Below are 14745 nucleotides of genomic sequence, written 5' to 3'. Positions count from 1 at the left end.
ATCAAATGCATCTGGATAGAAAAGAACGGTCTCTGCTGGGTTTTTCTGCAATTTTGCTAGGATTTCTCTTTGTCCTGCTGATTAAAGCGCAGGGTGTTGCGGGCAGTCAGGTGACACAACAGGAAACTGCTATCCCTAGTTTGATTAAAACGGAACAGGAGAATCAACAGCTTTCCGTAGAAAATGATAAAATAGAGCAAGAATTAATTAAATATGCCCAGGGTCAAAGCGCCTCCTCATTGCTAAATGAGCAAGTAAAAGAAGCCATGATGAATGCGGGCTTAATTGAGCTCACGGGTCCAGGTGTGCAAATCACTTTGGATGACTCCACTCGCGTAGCCACTGGAGAAGAAAACTTAAATAATTTTGTAATTCATGAACAATACATTCAAGAAATTTTGAATGCTCTATGGAATGGTGGAGCGGAAGCTATTGCGGTCAATGGTCAGCGCGTGATGACATATACAGAAGTGTTTTGTGGTGGATCGTTTATCCAGATCAATGGCACTCGTCAAATGCCCCCTTATGTGATTGGGGCTATCGGTGATTCATATAATTTATCTGCTGCCCTTAATTTTTATGGATGGGATAGACTCGGGGAGTATCAGGAACAGTATGGAATAACTCGCAAACTTGAGGTTTTAGACGATATAAAGACTCCGGCTGGCAGATTGAGAGATTATCATTATGCGGAACCCATTAAGGAGGGAACGTAATGCAACGTTGGAAAAGAACCCTAGCTTTACCAGTCACTATGGTAGCGATTGCCCTAGGTTTTTTAATTGCCCTTCAGGCTCAAACTCAAAAGAATGTATCTGCTGCCGAACAAATTAGTGAACAACGTATGTCTCAAATGAAAGCCGTGCTGGTGAATTCTCAGGAGCAAAATGCTCTGCTTCAGGAAAGACATAAGGACCTGTCTGAAAAGCTGGACTTAGCACGTAACCAAGTAGGGACGGATCCTCAACTGCTTGTACATCTCAAACAATTGAAAATGCTTGATGGTACACAAGAAGTAGAAGGACCAGGAATTTTGGTAAGCATCGACGACCGTAATAAAAAGGTAACATTTCCGCTTTATACGGATGAAATTTTAAGAATGATCAATACCTTAAAACTGGCTGGTGCTGAAGCAATCAGCATCAATGGTCAACGGATTGTTGGTTCTACAGATATTGTTTTGAGCGGAAGTTCGACCATCCTAGTAAACAAAGTGCCTATAAATCGTACAGAGGGAAACCCTTATGAATTTAGTGCCATCGGGGATCAGGAAACGCTTCTCGACTATGTTTCCCAACTGGATGGAAAAACTCTTAAAGATAGAGGTATGACTGTAAGTATAGCAAGGAAAACTCTGCGTATCCCATCCTACAAAGGGTCATATTCGTTTAAGGAAGCGAGATCCTTAGCTGACTCAGGGGCTTAAGTTTTGGGGGAAATGAGATGAAATCTTGGGAGTGTGGCTATATGTTACATTCAATGGCTCGCGTCAACCAGCTATTGGACCATGAAGATTATATTTGCTATATAGAGAAAATTGATAATTTAGAAAAGGAACGACGATTTTGTAAACATGGCTTTGCACATGGGTTAAGTGTTGCACGCATCTCCTATGCTTACCTGCTGGAAAAAGGGGATGTAAGTCTGTCTAAAGAAGCAATCTACGCTGCTGCATTACTGCATGATATCGGACGATGGGTAGAATACCAAACGGGTGAAGATCACGCTGAGGCAAGTGCCCGCTTAGCACTCCCCTTGCTTGAAGCGTGTAATTTTTGCCCGGAAGATATAGGGATAATCCTGGGAGGAATCCGTGAACATCGTCGGCATCATGATGACAATCTGACATTACTTGGCGAGGTATTAGCTAATGCGGATGATTGGTCTAGAGATTGTCGATATTGTTCCGCTCAAACTTTATGTCACAAGTTTAAGCCCGCAATGAAACAAGTTGTGTACTAAGGAGGGACCGCAATGCAAATATATGGAATGCGTTGGGTTACGATTGATAACTCGTCAGAAGCTAAGATGGCGTTGACTCAGATTGGATCTGACCCGGCAGGAGTCGCAAACATGGCAGGTAAAGGAATTGGCCGTGCGATAAAATTAGAGCAGGTTCCGTTACGTGTAGCCCATATTCTTAAGCAAGAGATGCTCTCTGTTGGTGGAGATGCTGCAGTTCATCGGGATGTAATCACAAATAGCATAGATGCAACAGATGTTATGTTACTGGGTACAGTTCGGCAACTAGAGCACCTTGCGAAAAAGGTGTCAGCTCAACCATTTGGACTGAAGAAGATCGGCCAGGCCCTCAAGCAGTTACTTATTGCCTTGGAGCCATCGATGACCCGCAGTCTAAATTGTCGAGGAAAAGAACTCATACTGGGAGAGCGCACCCTTGTCATGGGGATTCTAAATGTAACCCCAGATTCATTCTCCGATGGGGGCAGATACGCTAGTATTGAAGACGCTATTTCACAAGCACAACGTTTGATTGACGAAGGCGCAGATATTTTAGATATTGGCGGAGAGTCTACTCGGCCGAATTATGCGGGTGTAAGTGCTGAAGAAGAATGGAAACGCTTAGAGCCCATACTGAAGGCGCTTTTAGAGCGAGTAGCCGTCCCTGTCTCAATAGATACCTATAAGGCGAGCGTCGCGGCTAAAGCGCTTGAAGCAGGTGCTCATATGATTAATGATGTATGGGGATTGCAAAGAGATCCGGATATGGCTAGAGTGGTTGGGGATTACCGAGTGCCCGTAGTTGTAATGCATAATCAGGATGGAACTGTCTACCATCATCTTATGGGGGACATTTTTGCTTTTTTGCAAAAGAGCATCGAATTGGCTGAAACTCAGGGATTGTCAGGAGACCAGATTATTCTGGATCCAGGAATCGGGTTTGGGAAAACAACAGAGCAGAATCTTGAGGTAATGGCCCGTTTAGCAGAATTCAAGACGCTGGGACACCCTGTATTATTAGGGGCTTCTCGCAAATCAATGATTGGAAATACTTTAAACCTAGGGGTGAATGAGCGCTTAGAGGGGACACTGGCAACCAGCGTTCTGGGTGTTGTTTCTGGGGCAGATATTATACGTGTTCACGATGTTAAGGCAAATAGCAGGGCGATACATATGGCAGATGCCATTGTAAGGGGGCAGAGAGGAGTCCATTATGTCGGAGCTTGATGTGATTCACCTTCGTGGACTGGAATTCTATTCTTACCATGGGGTATTACCCGAAGAAAATGTTTTAGGACAGAGATTTTTAATAGATATGGATCTTTTCCACAACTTGAGCCAGGCAGGTTTTTCTGATCGAGTTGAGGATACGATTCATTATGGAGAGGTATACCAAGTTATAAAAGCGTGCGTGACTGAGGGCAGGTATCTATTAATAGAACGCCTGGCTGAAGAAATTGCCCAAAGGGTACTGGGGCAGTTTGCCTGTGAATCAGTGCGAGTAGAGGTACACAAGCCACAGGCACCAATCCCAGGAATTATTAGAGATGTTTCGGCGGAGATTTGGCGAGGCAGGTGAAAGCGATGAAAGTGTATCTAGGGTTGGGAAGTAATATGGGGGACCGAGCTTTTTACCTTAGAGAGGCGATTTCGGCTTTGAGAGGCCGATCAATTAGAATAATGGCGATGTCCCGCATATATGAAACAGAACCCTGGGGGGGGATAGATCAACCTTTATTTTGGAATCTGGTTATAGAGATTGAGACAACCCTGGAGCCTTTGGACCTGCTTCATGTTTGCCAAGAAATTGAACTGAGCCTTGGGAGAGAGCGCAAGGTACATTGGGGTTCAAGAACCATTGACATAGACCTTTTAATTTACGATAATAGAGTAAGTGAGACAGAAGAATTAAGGTTACCTCATCCATACTTGGAAGAACGTGCTTTTGTGATTGCTCCATTAAGGGAAATTGCACCAAAACTCATTCTGCCCTCGGGCAGATCCATAAATGAAGCAGTGGGAGATGGTAAGGTTTATCCCCTTACCTGTTTAACGGAAATCTAATATCAGACAATATCATTCTTGAATTGTACTGATTTAGATTAATTATTTTTTATAAAAATATATCTGAATAGACGGATAAATATTTATTTTCATAAAATTTTAATAATAAACCGCTTAGATCTTGATGACTGAGACGGAGGAGAGAGAAAATATCCTTCACGCTCGTGAAGGTTTTTTTTATACCGATCTGACTTCATGTCGAAATGTGGCACACTGAGAATGGATAATCTATTTTCTTACTGTGAACACCATGGCATGATCAAACTGCGTTTGAAAGGAGGCACGAAATGAAATTTGGAATAATTGGAGCTGGAATAGTAGGTACCGCATTAGCAGTGCAATTAACAGAGGCAGGTCATGAATGTTTAGGGGTTCATACCCGAAGTCGACTCTCATATGAACGGTTTCGAAGTTATCTCAATATTGATCATCTTCTTTTAGAGGAGCTTGTGCCTGCAGTTGATTTTTTGCTCATTACGACACAGGATGGCATGATTCGATCGATTGCAGAGAATCTAGTTGAAAAAGATCTAATTATTCCGGAGCAAATATGGATTCACTGTTCAGGTTCGCTTCCTTCGACCATTCTGCGTGTTCAGGAAGACTTACCTGTGCGTTGCTTGTCGTTACACCCTCTACAGTCCTTTGCAAGTGTGGATAATGCACTGACAATTCTTTCTGGAACGCACTTTGGAGTAGAAGGAGAGGAAGAGGTACTGGGAGAGGAGATAGTGAAAGATCTCGGTGGAATTCCGCATAGAATTTTAGCTGATGAGAAGACACTGTATCATGCTGGCGCTGTTGTTGCCTCGAATTATTTGGCAGTACTTGCTTCATTAGCTGTAGAGCTTTTTGCAGCAGCAGGAATTCAAGGAGAGGAAGCCTTGGCTTCTTTATTACCATTGATGAAAGGGACACTTTCTAATTTAGAGCAAGTAGGGTTGCCACAAGCATTAACCGGACCAATTGCTCGTGGAGATGTACAAGTTATTAAAGGGCATTTAGATCAGTTGCCGTCTAAACTCACGGAGATTTATAAAAGCTTGGGAGTAAAGGCTTTAGAGTTAGGAGAAAACAAGAGGGCTATACAAGGCTTAAGCTACCCTTTAGAGGAGCTAAACACTTTGAAATTGTTGCTTGGCGGACAAAATTTAGACGTTGAATTTCGATAAGAAAGGTGGAGTGAGATGTGAAAAGAACTTCACATATCCAGGAACTGCGTAAGATGATAGCTGAGGAAAAAAAACGGGGACGAAAAATTAATTTTGTGCCTACGATGGGTTTCTTACATCGTGGACATTTATCATTAATTGCGCAAGCCCAACAAAAGGATGCTTTCTTGATAGTGAGCATTTTTGTTAATCCGTTGCAATTTGGCCCCAATGAAGATTTATCACGTTACCCCAGAGACTTAGAACGTGATGTCCGGCTCTTGGAAGAGGCCGGGGTTGATGCCCTTTTTCATCCGACGGTTGAAGAAATGTATCCCAATCCGATGGTTACATTTGTTGAGGTAGGCCAATTAGATGCGATGCTTTGTGGGGCAACTCGGCCTGGACATTTTCGTGGAGTCACTACTGTTGTAAACAAGTTGTTCAATATTGTCCAACCTGACAAGGCATTTTTTGGGCAGAAAGATTATCAGCAGTATCTGATTATTGAACGTATGGTGAGAGATCTTAATCTGCCAATTCAAATTTGCCCTGTCCCTATTGTTCGGGAAGAAGATGGGTTAGCTATGAGTTCCCGCAATATTTTTTTAACCTCTGAACAACGGCAAAAAGCCCAAATCTTGTCCAAGAGTCTTGCTGCCGCAGAGTTAAGCATACAAACGGGGCAACGATCAGCTCGGGAAATTGAAAGGCAACTGCGAGAAAGGATTACTTTTGAGAGTCAGGGTATTATTGACTATGCAGAGGTAAGAGATGCTGGTGACTTGTCTGAAGTAACAGAAATAAAGCGGCCGGTGCTATTAGCTTTAGCAGTTAAATTTGGGACAACCCGTTTAATTGATAATAAAGTAGTGGAGGTTAAGCCGAATGTATAGAACGATGATGAAATCAAAAATTCATAAGGCGGTCGTAACAGAAGCGAATCTTCAATATGTAGGCAGTATTACCATTGATGTCGCTTTGATGGAGGCCGCGGATTTATTGATTAATGAAAAGGTTCAGGTCGTTAACAATAATAACGGAGCAAGGCTTGAAACCTACGTTATTCCCGGAGAGAGAAATTCTGGAGTGATATGCTTAAATGGCGCGGCAGCTCGTCAGGTGCAAGTTGGCGATCAAGTAATTATTATTTCTTATGCGGTGTTAACTGATGAAGAGGCTCATCAGTATACCCCTAAAGTCGTTTTTGTCGATGAAAAAAACCATGAAACTAAGATTGCTTCAGAAGAAGTTCATGGACGGGAATATTGACAAATTTAGTCGAAAGACCTAATCTTCAAAAAAGATTTTGTTACTCAAGGGAGGGCATAATATTTTATGAATTATACCATTAGCCAAGACTTATTTGAGACTTTAGCTGCGGAGATTGAAGTGCTTAAAAAAGAACGCAAAGCAGTTATTTTAGCCCACTATTATCAAAGACCCGAGGTTCAGGATATTGCAGATTTCGTTGGAGATTCTTTGCAACTAAGTCAACAAGCTGCAAATACAGACGCGGAGATCATTGTCTTTTGCGGTGTCCACTTTATGGCAGAAAGTGCAGCTATTCTATCCCCGAACAAAGTTGTAATACTGCCCGATCAAAAGGCGGGTTGCCCAATGGCAGACATGGTTGATGCTGAAGGCTTGCGAGCTTATAAAAAGAGGGTTCCCGAAGTTCAGGTGGTATGTTATGTTAATTCCTCTGCAGAAGTCAAAGCGGAGAGCGATATCTGCTGTACTTCCTCTAATGCGGTGAAAGTAGTGCAGTCTTTACAAGGAGATAACGTCCTATTTATTCCGGACGAAAATCTTGGCCGCTACGCTGCCAAAATTCTTGGGCGTTCCCTTCAGTTCTGGCCTGGTTACTGTAAAACTCATGACCGATTATCGAAGGAAGACATTCAACAAGCGAAGAATGAGCATCCCTCCGCCAAAGTCATAGTTCACCCAGAATGCCGAGAAGACATTTGCGAAGCAGCGGATTATGTTGGCTCTACAGCAGGATTGATAAAGTACGCTCAAAACTCTGAAAACCAAGAATTTATTGTGGGGACGGAGTCAGGAATCTTACATCGACTCCACCAAGTTTGTCCAGAGAAAAAATTCTATCTCGCTTCAGAACGTTTAGTTTGTCCAAATATGAAATTGACAAGCTTAGAAAAGGTAAGAGATGCACTTAAAAACCTCTCTCCACGTGTTACAGTGAAAGAGGAAATACGAGTTAAAGCCAAAGCGGCATTAGAGCGAATGCTGGCCTTATAAGCAGCAGAAGAGCAGGGGATGGGCGTGTTGAGACGATATTTATACCCTTGGTCTAAAACAGGGGTAAAGGTCTTTGATTCGGACGTACTTGTATTGGGAAGCGGAATCGCTGGTTTATACACAGCAATCAAAGCAAGTGAACAATTTAAGGTTACTGTTCTTACTAAGAAAACAATTGAAGAAAGCAATACAGAGCATGCCCAAGGTGGGATCGCGGTAGCCATTGATGAAGCTGACTCTCCAACGTTGCACTTAAATGACACTCTTAAAGCTGGAGCAGGGCTCTGTGACCCTTTGACAGTAAGGATACTAGTGGAAGAGGGGCTTATTTGCGTTGAAGAATTAATGGGCATGGGTGCTCAGTTCGATTACCACGATGGGGAGCTTGCTCTCACCCGTGAAGGTGCACATAGTCAGAGGAGAATACTGCATGCTCTGGGTGATGCTACGGGGTGGGAAATAGAACGTGCTTTGGTTGCCAAGGTAAAGTCATGCCAGAATGTCTCCACATTTGAAGAACGTTTTGTGATTGATCTTTTAGAAAATGATCGAGGGCATATTGTTGGGGCCTTAGTTCTTAATGGAGAAACAGGGGAGCTGGAAAGTCACTTAGCAAATGCAGTAGTTCTGGCAACCGGAGGGTTGGGGCAGGTCTACAGCTTTACAACAAATCCTAGTGTTGCAACGGGTGACGGAATGGCAGTTGCCATGCGTGCAGGCGCAGATTTGATGGACATGGAATTTGTTCAATTTCATCCTACGGCCTTGTTAATCCCTAATGCGCCCCGCTTCCTCATTTCGGAGGCAGTGCGTGGTGAGGGTGCACATTTAATTAACGCGTCTGGGATACGCTTTATGGAAAACATTATTGGGAAAGAACTTGCAGCACGGGATGTTGTTGCTCGAGCAATTTGGGAAGAAATGAATCATGGTTCAGTCTATTTGGATTTTCGACCTATCGGAGAAAAGAGGATCCTTGAGAGATTCCCTACCATATACCAAACGTGTTTGAAGTATGGGATGGATGTATTAACTATGCCTTTACCAGTTGCACCGGCAGCTCATTATATGATGGGCGGAATCGCAACAAACTCCTATGGAGAATCAAGCCTGCCTCATCTTTATGCGGCTGGAGAATGCGCGTGTAATGGGGTCCACGGCGCTAATCGGCTAGCAAGTAACTCATTGTTGGATGGACTGGTTTTTGGAGCGCGTATCGTAGAAAAGATAGGAGATAAGGGTCCTGGTAAACCTCCTTCATGGGAGGACGTACTTAGTCCTGAGGGAAGTCTTAATGGAACGGGAATATATCGATCACAGAAAGCCATAGATGGTCAAAGCTTGAGGACTCATATTCAAGACTTAATGTGGGACAAGGTGGGTATTTTGAGAAATGAAACGGGGCTTAGAGAGGCCGTTGGGTTACTGCTGGGTTGGGAGCGAGAAGTTTTGTCAGCAGGTTCTGTGCATGAACTTGAAACAGTAAACATGTTGACGGTCGGAGTAGCTATTGCCAAAGCCGCTTTAGATCGTAAAGAAAGTCGAGGCGGGCATTTTCGTTCAGATTATCCCGTGCGGCTTGATGAATCCTGGCAAAAGCACTCTCTGCAACATAAGGAGGATAATGATGTACGCTACGTTCCAGTTTCAAGAGCTGATTGATCAGGCATTGATGGAAGATATCGGGACGGGGGATCTGAGCACTAGGATTTTTCCGGAGGATTTAACCAGTTTGGCAAAGCTATATGCTAAACAGGATGGGATAGTCGCTGGTCTGGCACTTGTTGAGCAGGTCTTTCAGCGTGTAGACCAACGGATACAGGTCCATAAATTAGTGAGAGATGGAGATGAAGTCAAGGTAGGAGAGGTTGTAATCGAGCTGGACGGCCCTTTAAGCACTATTTTGCAGGGAGAGCGAACAGCTTTAAATTTTTTACAACACCTCTCAGGAATCGCTACGGCAACAAAGCGTGCCGTTGACCAGGTCACTGGACTTTCGACCTGTATTGTGGATACACGAAAAACTCTCCCAGGATGGCGAGCTTTACAGAAATATGCGGTAAGAGTCGGAGGCGGGCATAACCACCGATTTGGACTCTATGATGCAGTGATGTTAAAAGATAATCATCTTGCTGCAGTGGGTGGATTAACAGAAGCGGTTCAAAGGGTAAGGGACGTGATCGGGCACATGGTTAAGATAGAAGTTGAGTGTGAAACGATCAAACAGGTGGAAGACGCCGTAGCTTGCGGTGTGGATGTGATTATGCTGGATAATATGGGAATCGAGGAAATGCGGGAAGCAGTTCTTTATATTGACCACCGGGCAATCGTTGAAGCTTCAGGGGGGATTCAGGAAGATCAACTTCGTCAAGTTGCTGAGACTGGGGTCGATTTGATTTCAATTGGTGCTTTGACCCATTCGGTTAAGGCCTTGGACTTTAGTCTTGACCTGGGCGAGATTAAAGCCACGACGAGAGCAAACTGGGAAAGAGGACTTTAAATGGGCCAAAAGGAGCGTTATTATGATTCTATTATTTGATGTGGGTAATACAAATATTGTGTTGGGGGTCTACGATGAGAGAACATTAACTCATCATTGGAGGGTGTCAACAGATAAATCACGTACTATGGACGAGTATGCGGTGGTTATTAAAAATTTATTCGATTTAAGCGGCTTGACCTTTCAAGAAATTAGTGCGGTTGTAATTTCTTCGGTAGTCCCACCGGTGATGCCTACGTTAGAATCTCTCGCTCGAAAGTATTTTGGAGTAGAACCTCTTGTCGTGGGGCCTGGCGTTAAAACAGGGATGCCGATTATTTATGATAATCCCAGAGAGGTTGGGGCTGATCGCATTGTGAATGCAGTAGCTGCATATACTAAATATGGAGGACCGCTTGTTATTGTCGATTTTGGAACTGCAACGACATTTTGCGTAGTATCAAAACGCGGAGAATACTTAGGTGGGGCGATTGCTCCAGGAATAGGGATCTCGACAGAAGCCCTCTTTCAAAGGGCCTCAAAATTACCTCGCATTGAAATGGTTAAGCCCACTTCAGTTATCGCAAAAAATACGGTGGCTGGAATGCAATCCGGGATATATTATGGATTCACTGGACAGGTGGATGGAATAGTTAAACGTATGAAAGGGGAATTAGGACCAGAGACCAAAGTAATTGCCACAGGTGGATTAGCCAAAATGATCTCTCAAGAATCGGAAATGATTGAAACTGTCGATCCCTTCTTAACCCTTGAGGGACTTTTATTAATCTACGAACGTAACAGGAAATAGTAATTAAGAGGAATAAGAATATGAAGTTAGGACATTATGAACTTGGAGTCCCGGTATTTCTGGCACCTTTGGCTGGGGTGACAGATAAAGCATTTCGAGAAACAGTCTGTGCAGTGGGCGGAGAGTATGTTTGGACGGAAATGATAAGTGATAAAGCATTAACTTATCAAAACTCGAGAACCTTGAAGATGCTGGATTTGAGTGGAGAAGGGGAACCGAGAATTGTACAGTTGTTTGGTACAGATCCAGAGACAATGGCCCGAGCAGCCCTGTTGGCCGTGAAATCCAGCGCCAATGTTATTGATATTAACATGGGATGCCCAGCACAGAAAATTGTTAAGAATGGTGAAGGATCGGCACTGCTAAAGGATCTCCCCCGTGCGCAAGCTATTGCCTCAGCTGTCGTACAAGCCGTTAATGTACCAGTAACCGTAAAAATTCGTCTTGGTTGGAACGATCAAGAAATTGTGGCCCTTGAACTGGCTAAAGGTCTAGAATCGGTAGGTGTCCAGATGCTAACAGTTCACGCAAGAACCCGTGAGCAATTTTATTCAGGTCATGCTGACTGGGGATGGATTCGGAGGGTAAAGCAAGCAGTAAGTATTCCGGTTATCGGTAATGGGGATGTTTCTAAGCCTGAAGACGCCGGTAGATTAATCGAGCAAACGGAATGTGATGGGGTAATGATCGGACGTGGTGCCTTGGGCAATCCATGGCTTATTCCGCGTACCCAATCTTTTTTAAAAGATGGTATCGTATTGCCTGAACCCTCAATTGAAGAACGGATACAGGTAGCATTACAGCATTTCGAGCGTGTGTTGCGTTATAAGGGTGAAAGAATTGGTCTTAATGAAATGAGAAAACATGCGGTGTGGTATATTAAAGGGATTAGGAAGGCAGCCCAAGTCCGGGATGAAATTATGCAAACGAGATCACCGGGAGAAATGCGAGCTGTCTTAACCCGAATAACAGGATGAAGTGTTATTTTTTGCAGAAAAAACGAATAATTTGATGACATATCTCGTTATAGATAACAGCCGCATCCTTGACAATATTTTGCAAGGTCCTTATAATAACGAGTAATGTAAATGAGGAATCTTTCAAGGAGTTCCTAGATTTAAAAGGAATTACGCATATAACTTTTTAAAAGTGCGCGTTACGAAAAGTATAGAAGCACGATGCGTAGGATGAGAAAAGGGAGCGAGGAAAATATGGCTGAAAAAGAAGTTATTCTAACATTAGAAGGCCTCAAAAAACTTGAGGAAGAGTTGGAGCTATCTAAAACTGTGAAGCGGCGGGAAGTCGCCGGGCGCATTAAGCAGGCCATTGACTTTGGAGATATTAGTGAGAATTCAGAGTATGATGATGCTAAGAATGATCAGGCCTTTATCGAAGGTCGGATTATTACTCTGGAGAAAATGCTTAGAAATGCGCGAATTATTGATGAACTAGAGGGAACAGATGTCGTGGCAGTAGGCACAAAGGTGCTCCTGAAAGACTTGGACTTTGGTGAGGAAGAAGAGTACTTTATTGTCGGATCAGCTGAGGCTGATCCAGGTACCAACAAAATCTCCAATGAATCCCCTGTCGGAAAAGCAGTTTTAGGCCAAACTAAAGGATCTGTAGTTGAAGTAAATGTACCAGCAGGTATTTTACACTATCAAATTCTTGATATTAAGTAGGATCAAGTAAGAGTGTACACTCAAATTTGAGAAAACATTAGAACTAAGTATTTGTAAGTGCAGTGTTTCTGTGACTGGTTTGGCCACGTACAGATGCTGCACTTTATTTATTGAAATTGATTTTTCTTGTTTATTGAAGTCTAAGTTTGGTAAAATTGATAATTAGAGAATAATTTATGGAGGAATAAAGATGGAGAATACCAACGACCTCTGGCGAATTCGCTTAGAAAAACTTGAGATGCTTCGCCAAGCAGATATTGAACCCTATGCTGATCGCTATATTCGAACCCATAAAACTGCTGACATTTTAGAGCATTTTGAAGAATTAGAAGGCCAAGAAGTAAGTATTGCTGGTCGAATTATGAGCAAGCGTGATCAGGGGAAAGTTATCTTTGCACATGTTCAAGACCTTAATGGCCGTATTCAGAGTTATATCCGAATGGACGAATTGGGTCAGACTATGTTTGATTTAATTACAAAATTTGACGTTGGAGATATTGTTGGGGTAAAAGGGAAGGTTTTCCGGACTAAGCGAGGGGAAATATCTATTCATGCGCGTGAGGTTTTACTGCTATCCAAGGCAATGCGCCCGCTCCCAGAGAAGTTCCATGGCCTAACCAATGTAGAAACACGTTATCGCAAGCGCTATTTAGACTTAGTTATGAATCCCGATGTTCGCCAAGTATTTATAACACGAAGTAAAATCATTCGGTTTATGAGAGAGTTTCTAGAAAAACGGGAATTCCTTGAAGTAGAGACGCCCACGTTACATACAATTCCTGGTGGAGCGGCAGCACGTCCATTTAGCACGCATCACAACGCGCTTGACATAGATCTTTATTTGAGGATTGCTCTTGAACTCCCATTGAAACGTTTAATTGTTGGTGGGTTTGAAAAAGTATTCGAGATTGGCCGTACTTTCAGGAATGAAGGAATTTCAATCAAGCACAATCCAGAGTTTACTATGATGGAGCTCTATCAAGCGTTCGCTAATTACGAAGATATAATGGAATTGACCGAAGAGATGATTGCCCATATTGTTCAAAAGATACACGGTACCTTGGAAATTACTTATCAGGGACAACCTATCCAATTCGAGACTCCATGGCGGCGACTTTCAATGCTTGATGGAATTTTGGAGTACTCTGGAGTAGATTTCAGAGAAATAATAACGGATGAACAAGCTCGTCTTGTAGCTCAAGAAAAAGGTTTGCATGTCGAGTCGGATTCATCTCGCGGGAAGATTATCAATGAGTTTTTTGAAGAGTTCGTGGAACCAAAATTGATACAACCGACATTCATAATCGGACATCCCGTAGAAATATCCCCGCTAGCTAAACGTAATGCTGAGCACCCCGAATATACGGATCGGTTTGAAGCCTTCATATATGGACGTGAACTTGCCAATGCTTTTTCCGAATTAAATGATCCTATTGATCAGCGACAACGTTTTGAAGCGCAGGCTGCTGAGCGGGCTAAAGGGGATGATGAGGCTCATATCATGGATGAAGACTTTGTCCAAGCTCTAGAGTACGGGCTTCCGCCTACTGGTGGACTGGGAATTGGAATAGATCGTTTGGTAATGTTATTAACGGATTCTGCGTCAATTCGTGACGTCATCCTATTCCCAACGATGCGGCCAAGAGATGAAAATATTCAAGACGAAGATGTTGAGTAACCTATTAGTATTTAAAGCTACCCGATTTAAGAATTGGGTAGCTTTTGTCAATAAGGGATTATGTTGAAACCCGCTAAGAAATATTGTAACGAAAAATATATTATCCAGATAAACGGAGCATCAGGAAGAATATGCATAGTTTTGGGATATAATAATGATATTATGGATTCAAATCATATTTGAGGAGGGGTATACAGTTATGGTATAGTACTATTTGTTCGCTCGACAAAATACTTGCGAAGAGCGAAGCAAACAAGTACACCTTTAAGAATTTAAGTTTGGAATAAATTAGTATTGACAATGCAAGTTAGAAATGCTAAGATATAACTCGGTCCTAAAGGGACGTAAAATGACATGATGGTCTTTGAAAACTAAACAACAAGGACAGCCAATGAGAGAAACTCGAAAGAGTTTCAAAAGAAATCATGAGCGAATCATCTTCTTCATTGAAGTGAAATAACTTTTTTTGGAGAGTTTGATCCTGGCTCAGGACGAACGCTGGCGGCGTGCCTAACACATGCAAGTCGAACGGAGAATTTCAATAAGTTTACTTAGAGAAGTTTTTAGTGGCGGACGGGTGAGTAACGCGTGGGTAACCTACCCATAAAGCCGGGACAACCCTTGGAAACGAGGGCTAATACCGGATAATCTTA

16 protein-coding genes and 1 rRNA gene are annotated in these 14745 nt (G+C 42.9%); all 17 read left to right on the top strand.

The window, feature by feature from the left end:
• Positions 1 to 5 precede the first annotated feature (5 nt).
• On the top strand, positions 6 to 716 hold the full coding sequence (locus tag BUB11_RS00095; RefSeq protein ID WP_073026872.1) for a DUF881 domain-containing protein: 711 nt from the start codon (positions 6 to 8) through the stop codon (positions 714 to 716).
• Positions 716 to 1426 carry a DUF881 domain-containing protein gene (locus BUB11_RS00090; protein WP_073026870.1) on the top strand — a complete coding sequence of 237 codons (711 nt, stop codon included), beginning with the start codon at positions 716 to 718 and terminating at the stop codon, positions 1424 to 1426. The genes BUB11_RS00095 and BUB11_RS00090 overlap by 1 nt, the downstream gene beginning before the upstream one ends.
• A 41-nt stretch (positions 1427 to 1467) precedes the next feature.
• Positions 1468 to 1962, top strand: coding sequence for an HD domain-containing protein (locus BUB11_RS00085; RefSeq protein WP_073028133.1), 495 nt, complete (start codon positions 1468 to 1470; stop codon positions 1960 to 1962).
• Positions 1963 to 1974: 12 nt separating this feature from the next.
• On the top strand, positions 1975 to 3189 hold the full coding sequence (gene folP / locus BUB11_RS00080) for a dihydropteroate synthase (RefSeq protein ID WP_073026868.1): 1215 nt from the start codon (positions 1975 to 1977) through the stop codon (positions 3187 to 3189).
• On the top strand, positions 3176 to 3541 hold the full coding sequence (gene folB, locus BUB11_RS00075; RefSeq protein WP_073026866.1) for a dihydroneopterin aldolase: 366 nt from the start codon (positions 3176 to 3178) through the stop codon (positions 3539 to 3541). The genes folP and folB overlap by 14 nt, the downstream gene beginning before the upstream one ends.
• 5 nt (positions 3542 to 3546) lie before the next feature.
• Positions 3547 to 4026 (top strand): 2-amino-4-hydroxy-6-hydroxymethyldihydropteridine diphosphokinase, encoded by a 480-nt coding sequence (folK, locus tag BUB11_RS00070; protein WP_073026864.1) that lies wholly within the window; start codon positions 3547 to 3549, stop codon positions 4024 to 4026.
• Positions 4027 to 4313: 287 nt separating this feature from the next.
• Positions 4314 to 5198: a Rossmann-like and DUF2520 domain-containing protein gene (locus tag BUB11_RS00065; protein ID WP_073026862.1), complete on the top strand. Its 885-nt coding sequence runs from the start codon at positions 4314 to 4316 to the stop codon at positions 5196 to 5198.
• A gap of 17 nt (positions 5199 to 5215) precedes the next feature.
• A complete protein-coding gene (gene panC, locus BUB11_RS00060) occupies positions 5216 to 6073 on the top strand; it encodes a pantoate--beta-alanine ligase (protein ID WP_073026860.1) in 858 nt (285 codons plus the stop codon).
• Positions 6066 to 6449: an aspartate 1-decarboxylase gene (gene panD, locus BUB11_RS00055; protein WP_073026858.1), complete on the top strand. Its 384-nt coding sequence runs from the start codon at positions 6066 to 6068 to the stop codon at positions 6447 to 6449. Before panC ends, panD begins: the two co-directional genes overlap by 8 nt.
• 66 nt (positions 6450 to 6515) lie before the next feature.
• Positions 6516 to 7442, top strand: coding sequence for a quinolinate synthase NadA (gene nadA, locus BUB11_RS00050; protein WP_073026856.1), 927 nt, complete (start codon positions 6516 to 6518; stop codon positions 7440 to 7442).
• An 18-nt stretch (positions 7443 to 7460) separates the two neighbouring features.
• Complete coding sequence (nadB, locus tag BUB11_RS00045) at positions 7461 to 9104, top strand: L-aspartate oxidase (RefSeq protein WP_200797846.1); 1644 nt, start codon at positions 7461 to 7463, stop codon at positions 9102 to 9104.
• On the top strand, positions 9070 to 9942 hold the full coding sequence (gene nadC / locus BUB11_RS00040; protein WP_073026852.1) for a carboxylating nicotinate-nucleotide diphosphorylase: 873 nt from the start codon (positions 9070 to 9072) through the stop codon (positions 9940 to 9942). The genes nadB and nadC overlap by 35 nt, the downstream gene beginning before the upstream one ends.
• Before the next feature lie 22 nt (positions 9943 to 9964).
• Positions 9965 to 10732, top strand: a complete 768-nt coding sequence (locus tag BUB11_RS00035; protein WP_073026850.1) for a type III pantothenate kinase — start codon at positions 9965 to 9967, stop codon at positions 10730 to 10732.
• A 20-nt stretch (positions 10733 to 10752) separates the two neighbouring features.
• Positions 10753 to 11709, top strand: coding sequence for a tRNA dihydrouridine synthase DusB (dusB, locus tag BUB11_RS00030; protein ID WP_073026848.1), 957 nt, complete (start codon positions 10753 to 10755; stop codon positions 11707 to 11709).
• 234 nt (positions 11710 to 11943) lie between these two features.
• Complete coding sequence (greA, locus tag BUB11_RS00025; RefSeq protein ID WP_073026846.1) at positions 11944 to 12414, top strand: transcription elongation factor GreA; 471 nt, start codon at positions 11944 to 11946, stop codon at positions 12412 to 12414.
• 190 nt (positions 12415 to 12604) lie between these two features.
• Entirely contained in the window at positions 12605 to 14092 is a 1488-nt protein-coding gene (gene lysS / locus BUB11_RS00020; protein WP_073026845.1) for a lysine--tRNA ligase, read from the top strand.
• A 463-nt stretch (positions 14093 to 14555) separates the two neighbouring features.
• Positions 14556 to 14745, top strand: a 16S ribosomal RNA gene (locus tag BUB11_RS00015); the annotation flags it as partial.

This window comes from Desulfosporosinus lacus DSM 15449 (genome assembly GCF_900129935.1).
Taxonomy (GTDB): domain Bacteria; phylum Bacillota; class Desulfitobacteriia; order Desulfitobacteriales; family Desulfitobacteriaceae; genus Desulfosporosinus; species Desulfosporosinus lacus.
The sequence above is the reverse complement of the archived record's forward strand: the minus strand, read 5'-3'. Positions and strand labels throughout refer to the sequence as shown.

Bases quoted from the DNA above. Each gene is read 5' to 3' on its own strand.
- BUB11_RS00095 (WP_073026872.1), top strand. From the start codon at position 6: ATGCATCTGGATAGAAAAGAACGGTCTCTGCTGGGTTTTTCTGCAATT.
- BUB11_RS00090 (WP_073026870.1), top strand. From the start codon at position 716: ATGCAACGTTGGAAAAGAACCCTAGCTTTACCAGTCACTATGGTAGCG.
- BUB11_RS00085 (WP_073028133.1), top strand. From the start codon at position 1,468: ATGTTACATTCAATGGCTCGCGTCAACCAGCTATTGGACCATGAAGAT.
- folP (WP_073026868.1), top strand. From the start codon at position 1,975: ATGCAAATATATGGAATGCGTTGGGTTACGATTGATAACTCGTCAGAA.
- folB (WP_073026866.1), top strand. From the start codon at position 3,176: ATGTCGGAGCTTGATGTGATTCACCTTCGTGGACTGGAATTCTATTCT.
- folK (WP_073026864.1), top strand. From the start codon at position 3,547: ATGAAAGTGTATCTAGGGTTGGGAAGTAATATGGGGGACCGAGCTTTT.
- BUB11_RS00065 (WP_073026862.1), top strand. From the start codon at position 4,314: ATGAAATTTGGAATAATTGGAGCTGGAATAGTAGGTACCGCATTAGCA.
- panD (WP_073026858.1), top strand. From the start codon at position 6,066: ATGTATAGAACGATGATGAAATCAAAAATTCATAAGGCGGTCGTAACA.
- nadA (WP_073026856.1), top strand. From the start codon at position 6,516: ATGAATTATACCATTAGCCAAGACTTATTTGAGACTTTAGCTGCGGAG.
- nadB (WP_200797846.1), top strand. From the start codon at position 7,461: ATGGGCGTGTTGAGACGATATTTATACCCTTGGTCTAAAACAGGGGTA.
- nadC (WP_073026852.1), top strand. From the start codon at position 9,070: ATGTACGCTACGTTCCAGTTTCAAGAGCTGATTGATCAGGCATTGATG.
- BUB11_RS00035 (WP_073026850.1), top strand. From the start codon at position 9,965: ATGATTCTATTATTTGATGTGGGTAATACAAATATTGTGTTGGGGGTC.
- dusB (WP_073026848.1), top strand. From the start codon at position 10,753: ATGAAGTTAGGACATTATGAACTTGGAGTCCCGGTATTTCTGGCACCT.
- greA (WP_073026846.1), top strand. From the start codon at position 11,944: ATGGCTGAAAAAGAAGTTATTCTAACATTAGAAGGCCTCAAAAAACTT.
- lysS (WP_073026845.1), top strand. From the start codon at position 12,605: ATGGAGAATACCAACGACCTCTGGCGAATTCGCTTAGAAAAACTTGAG.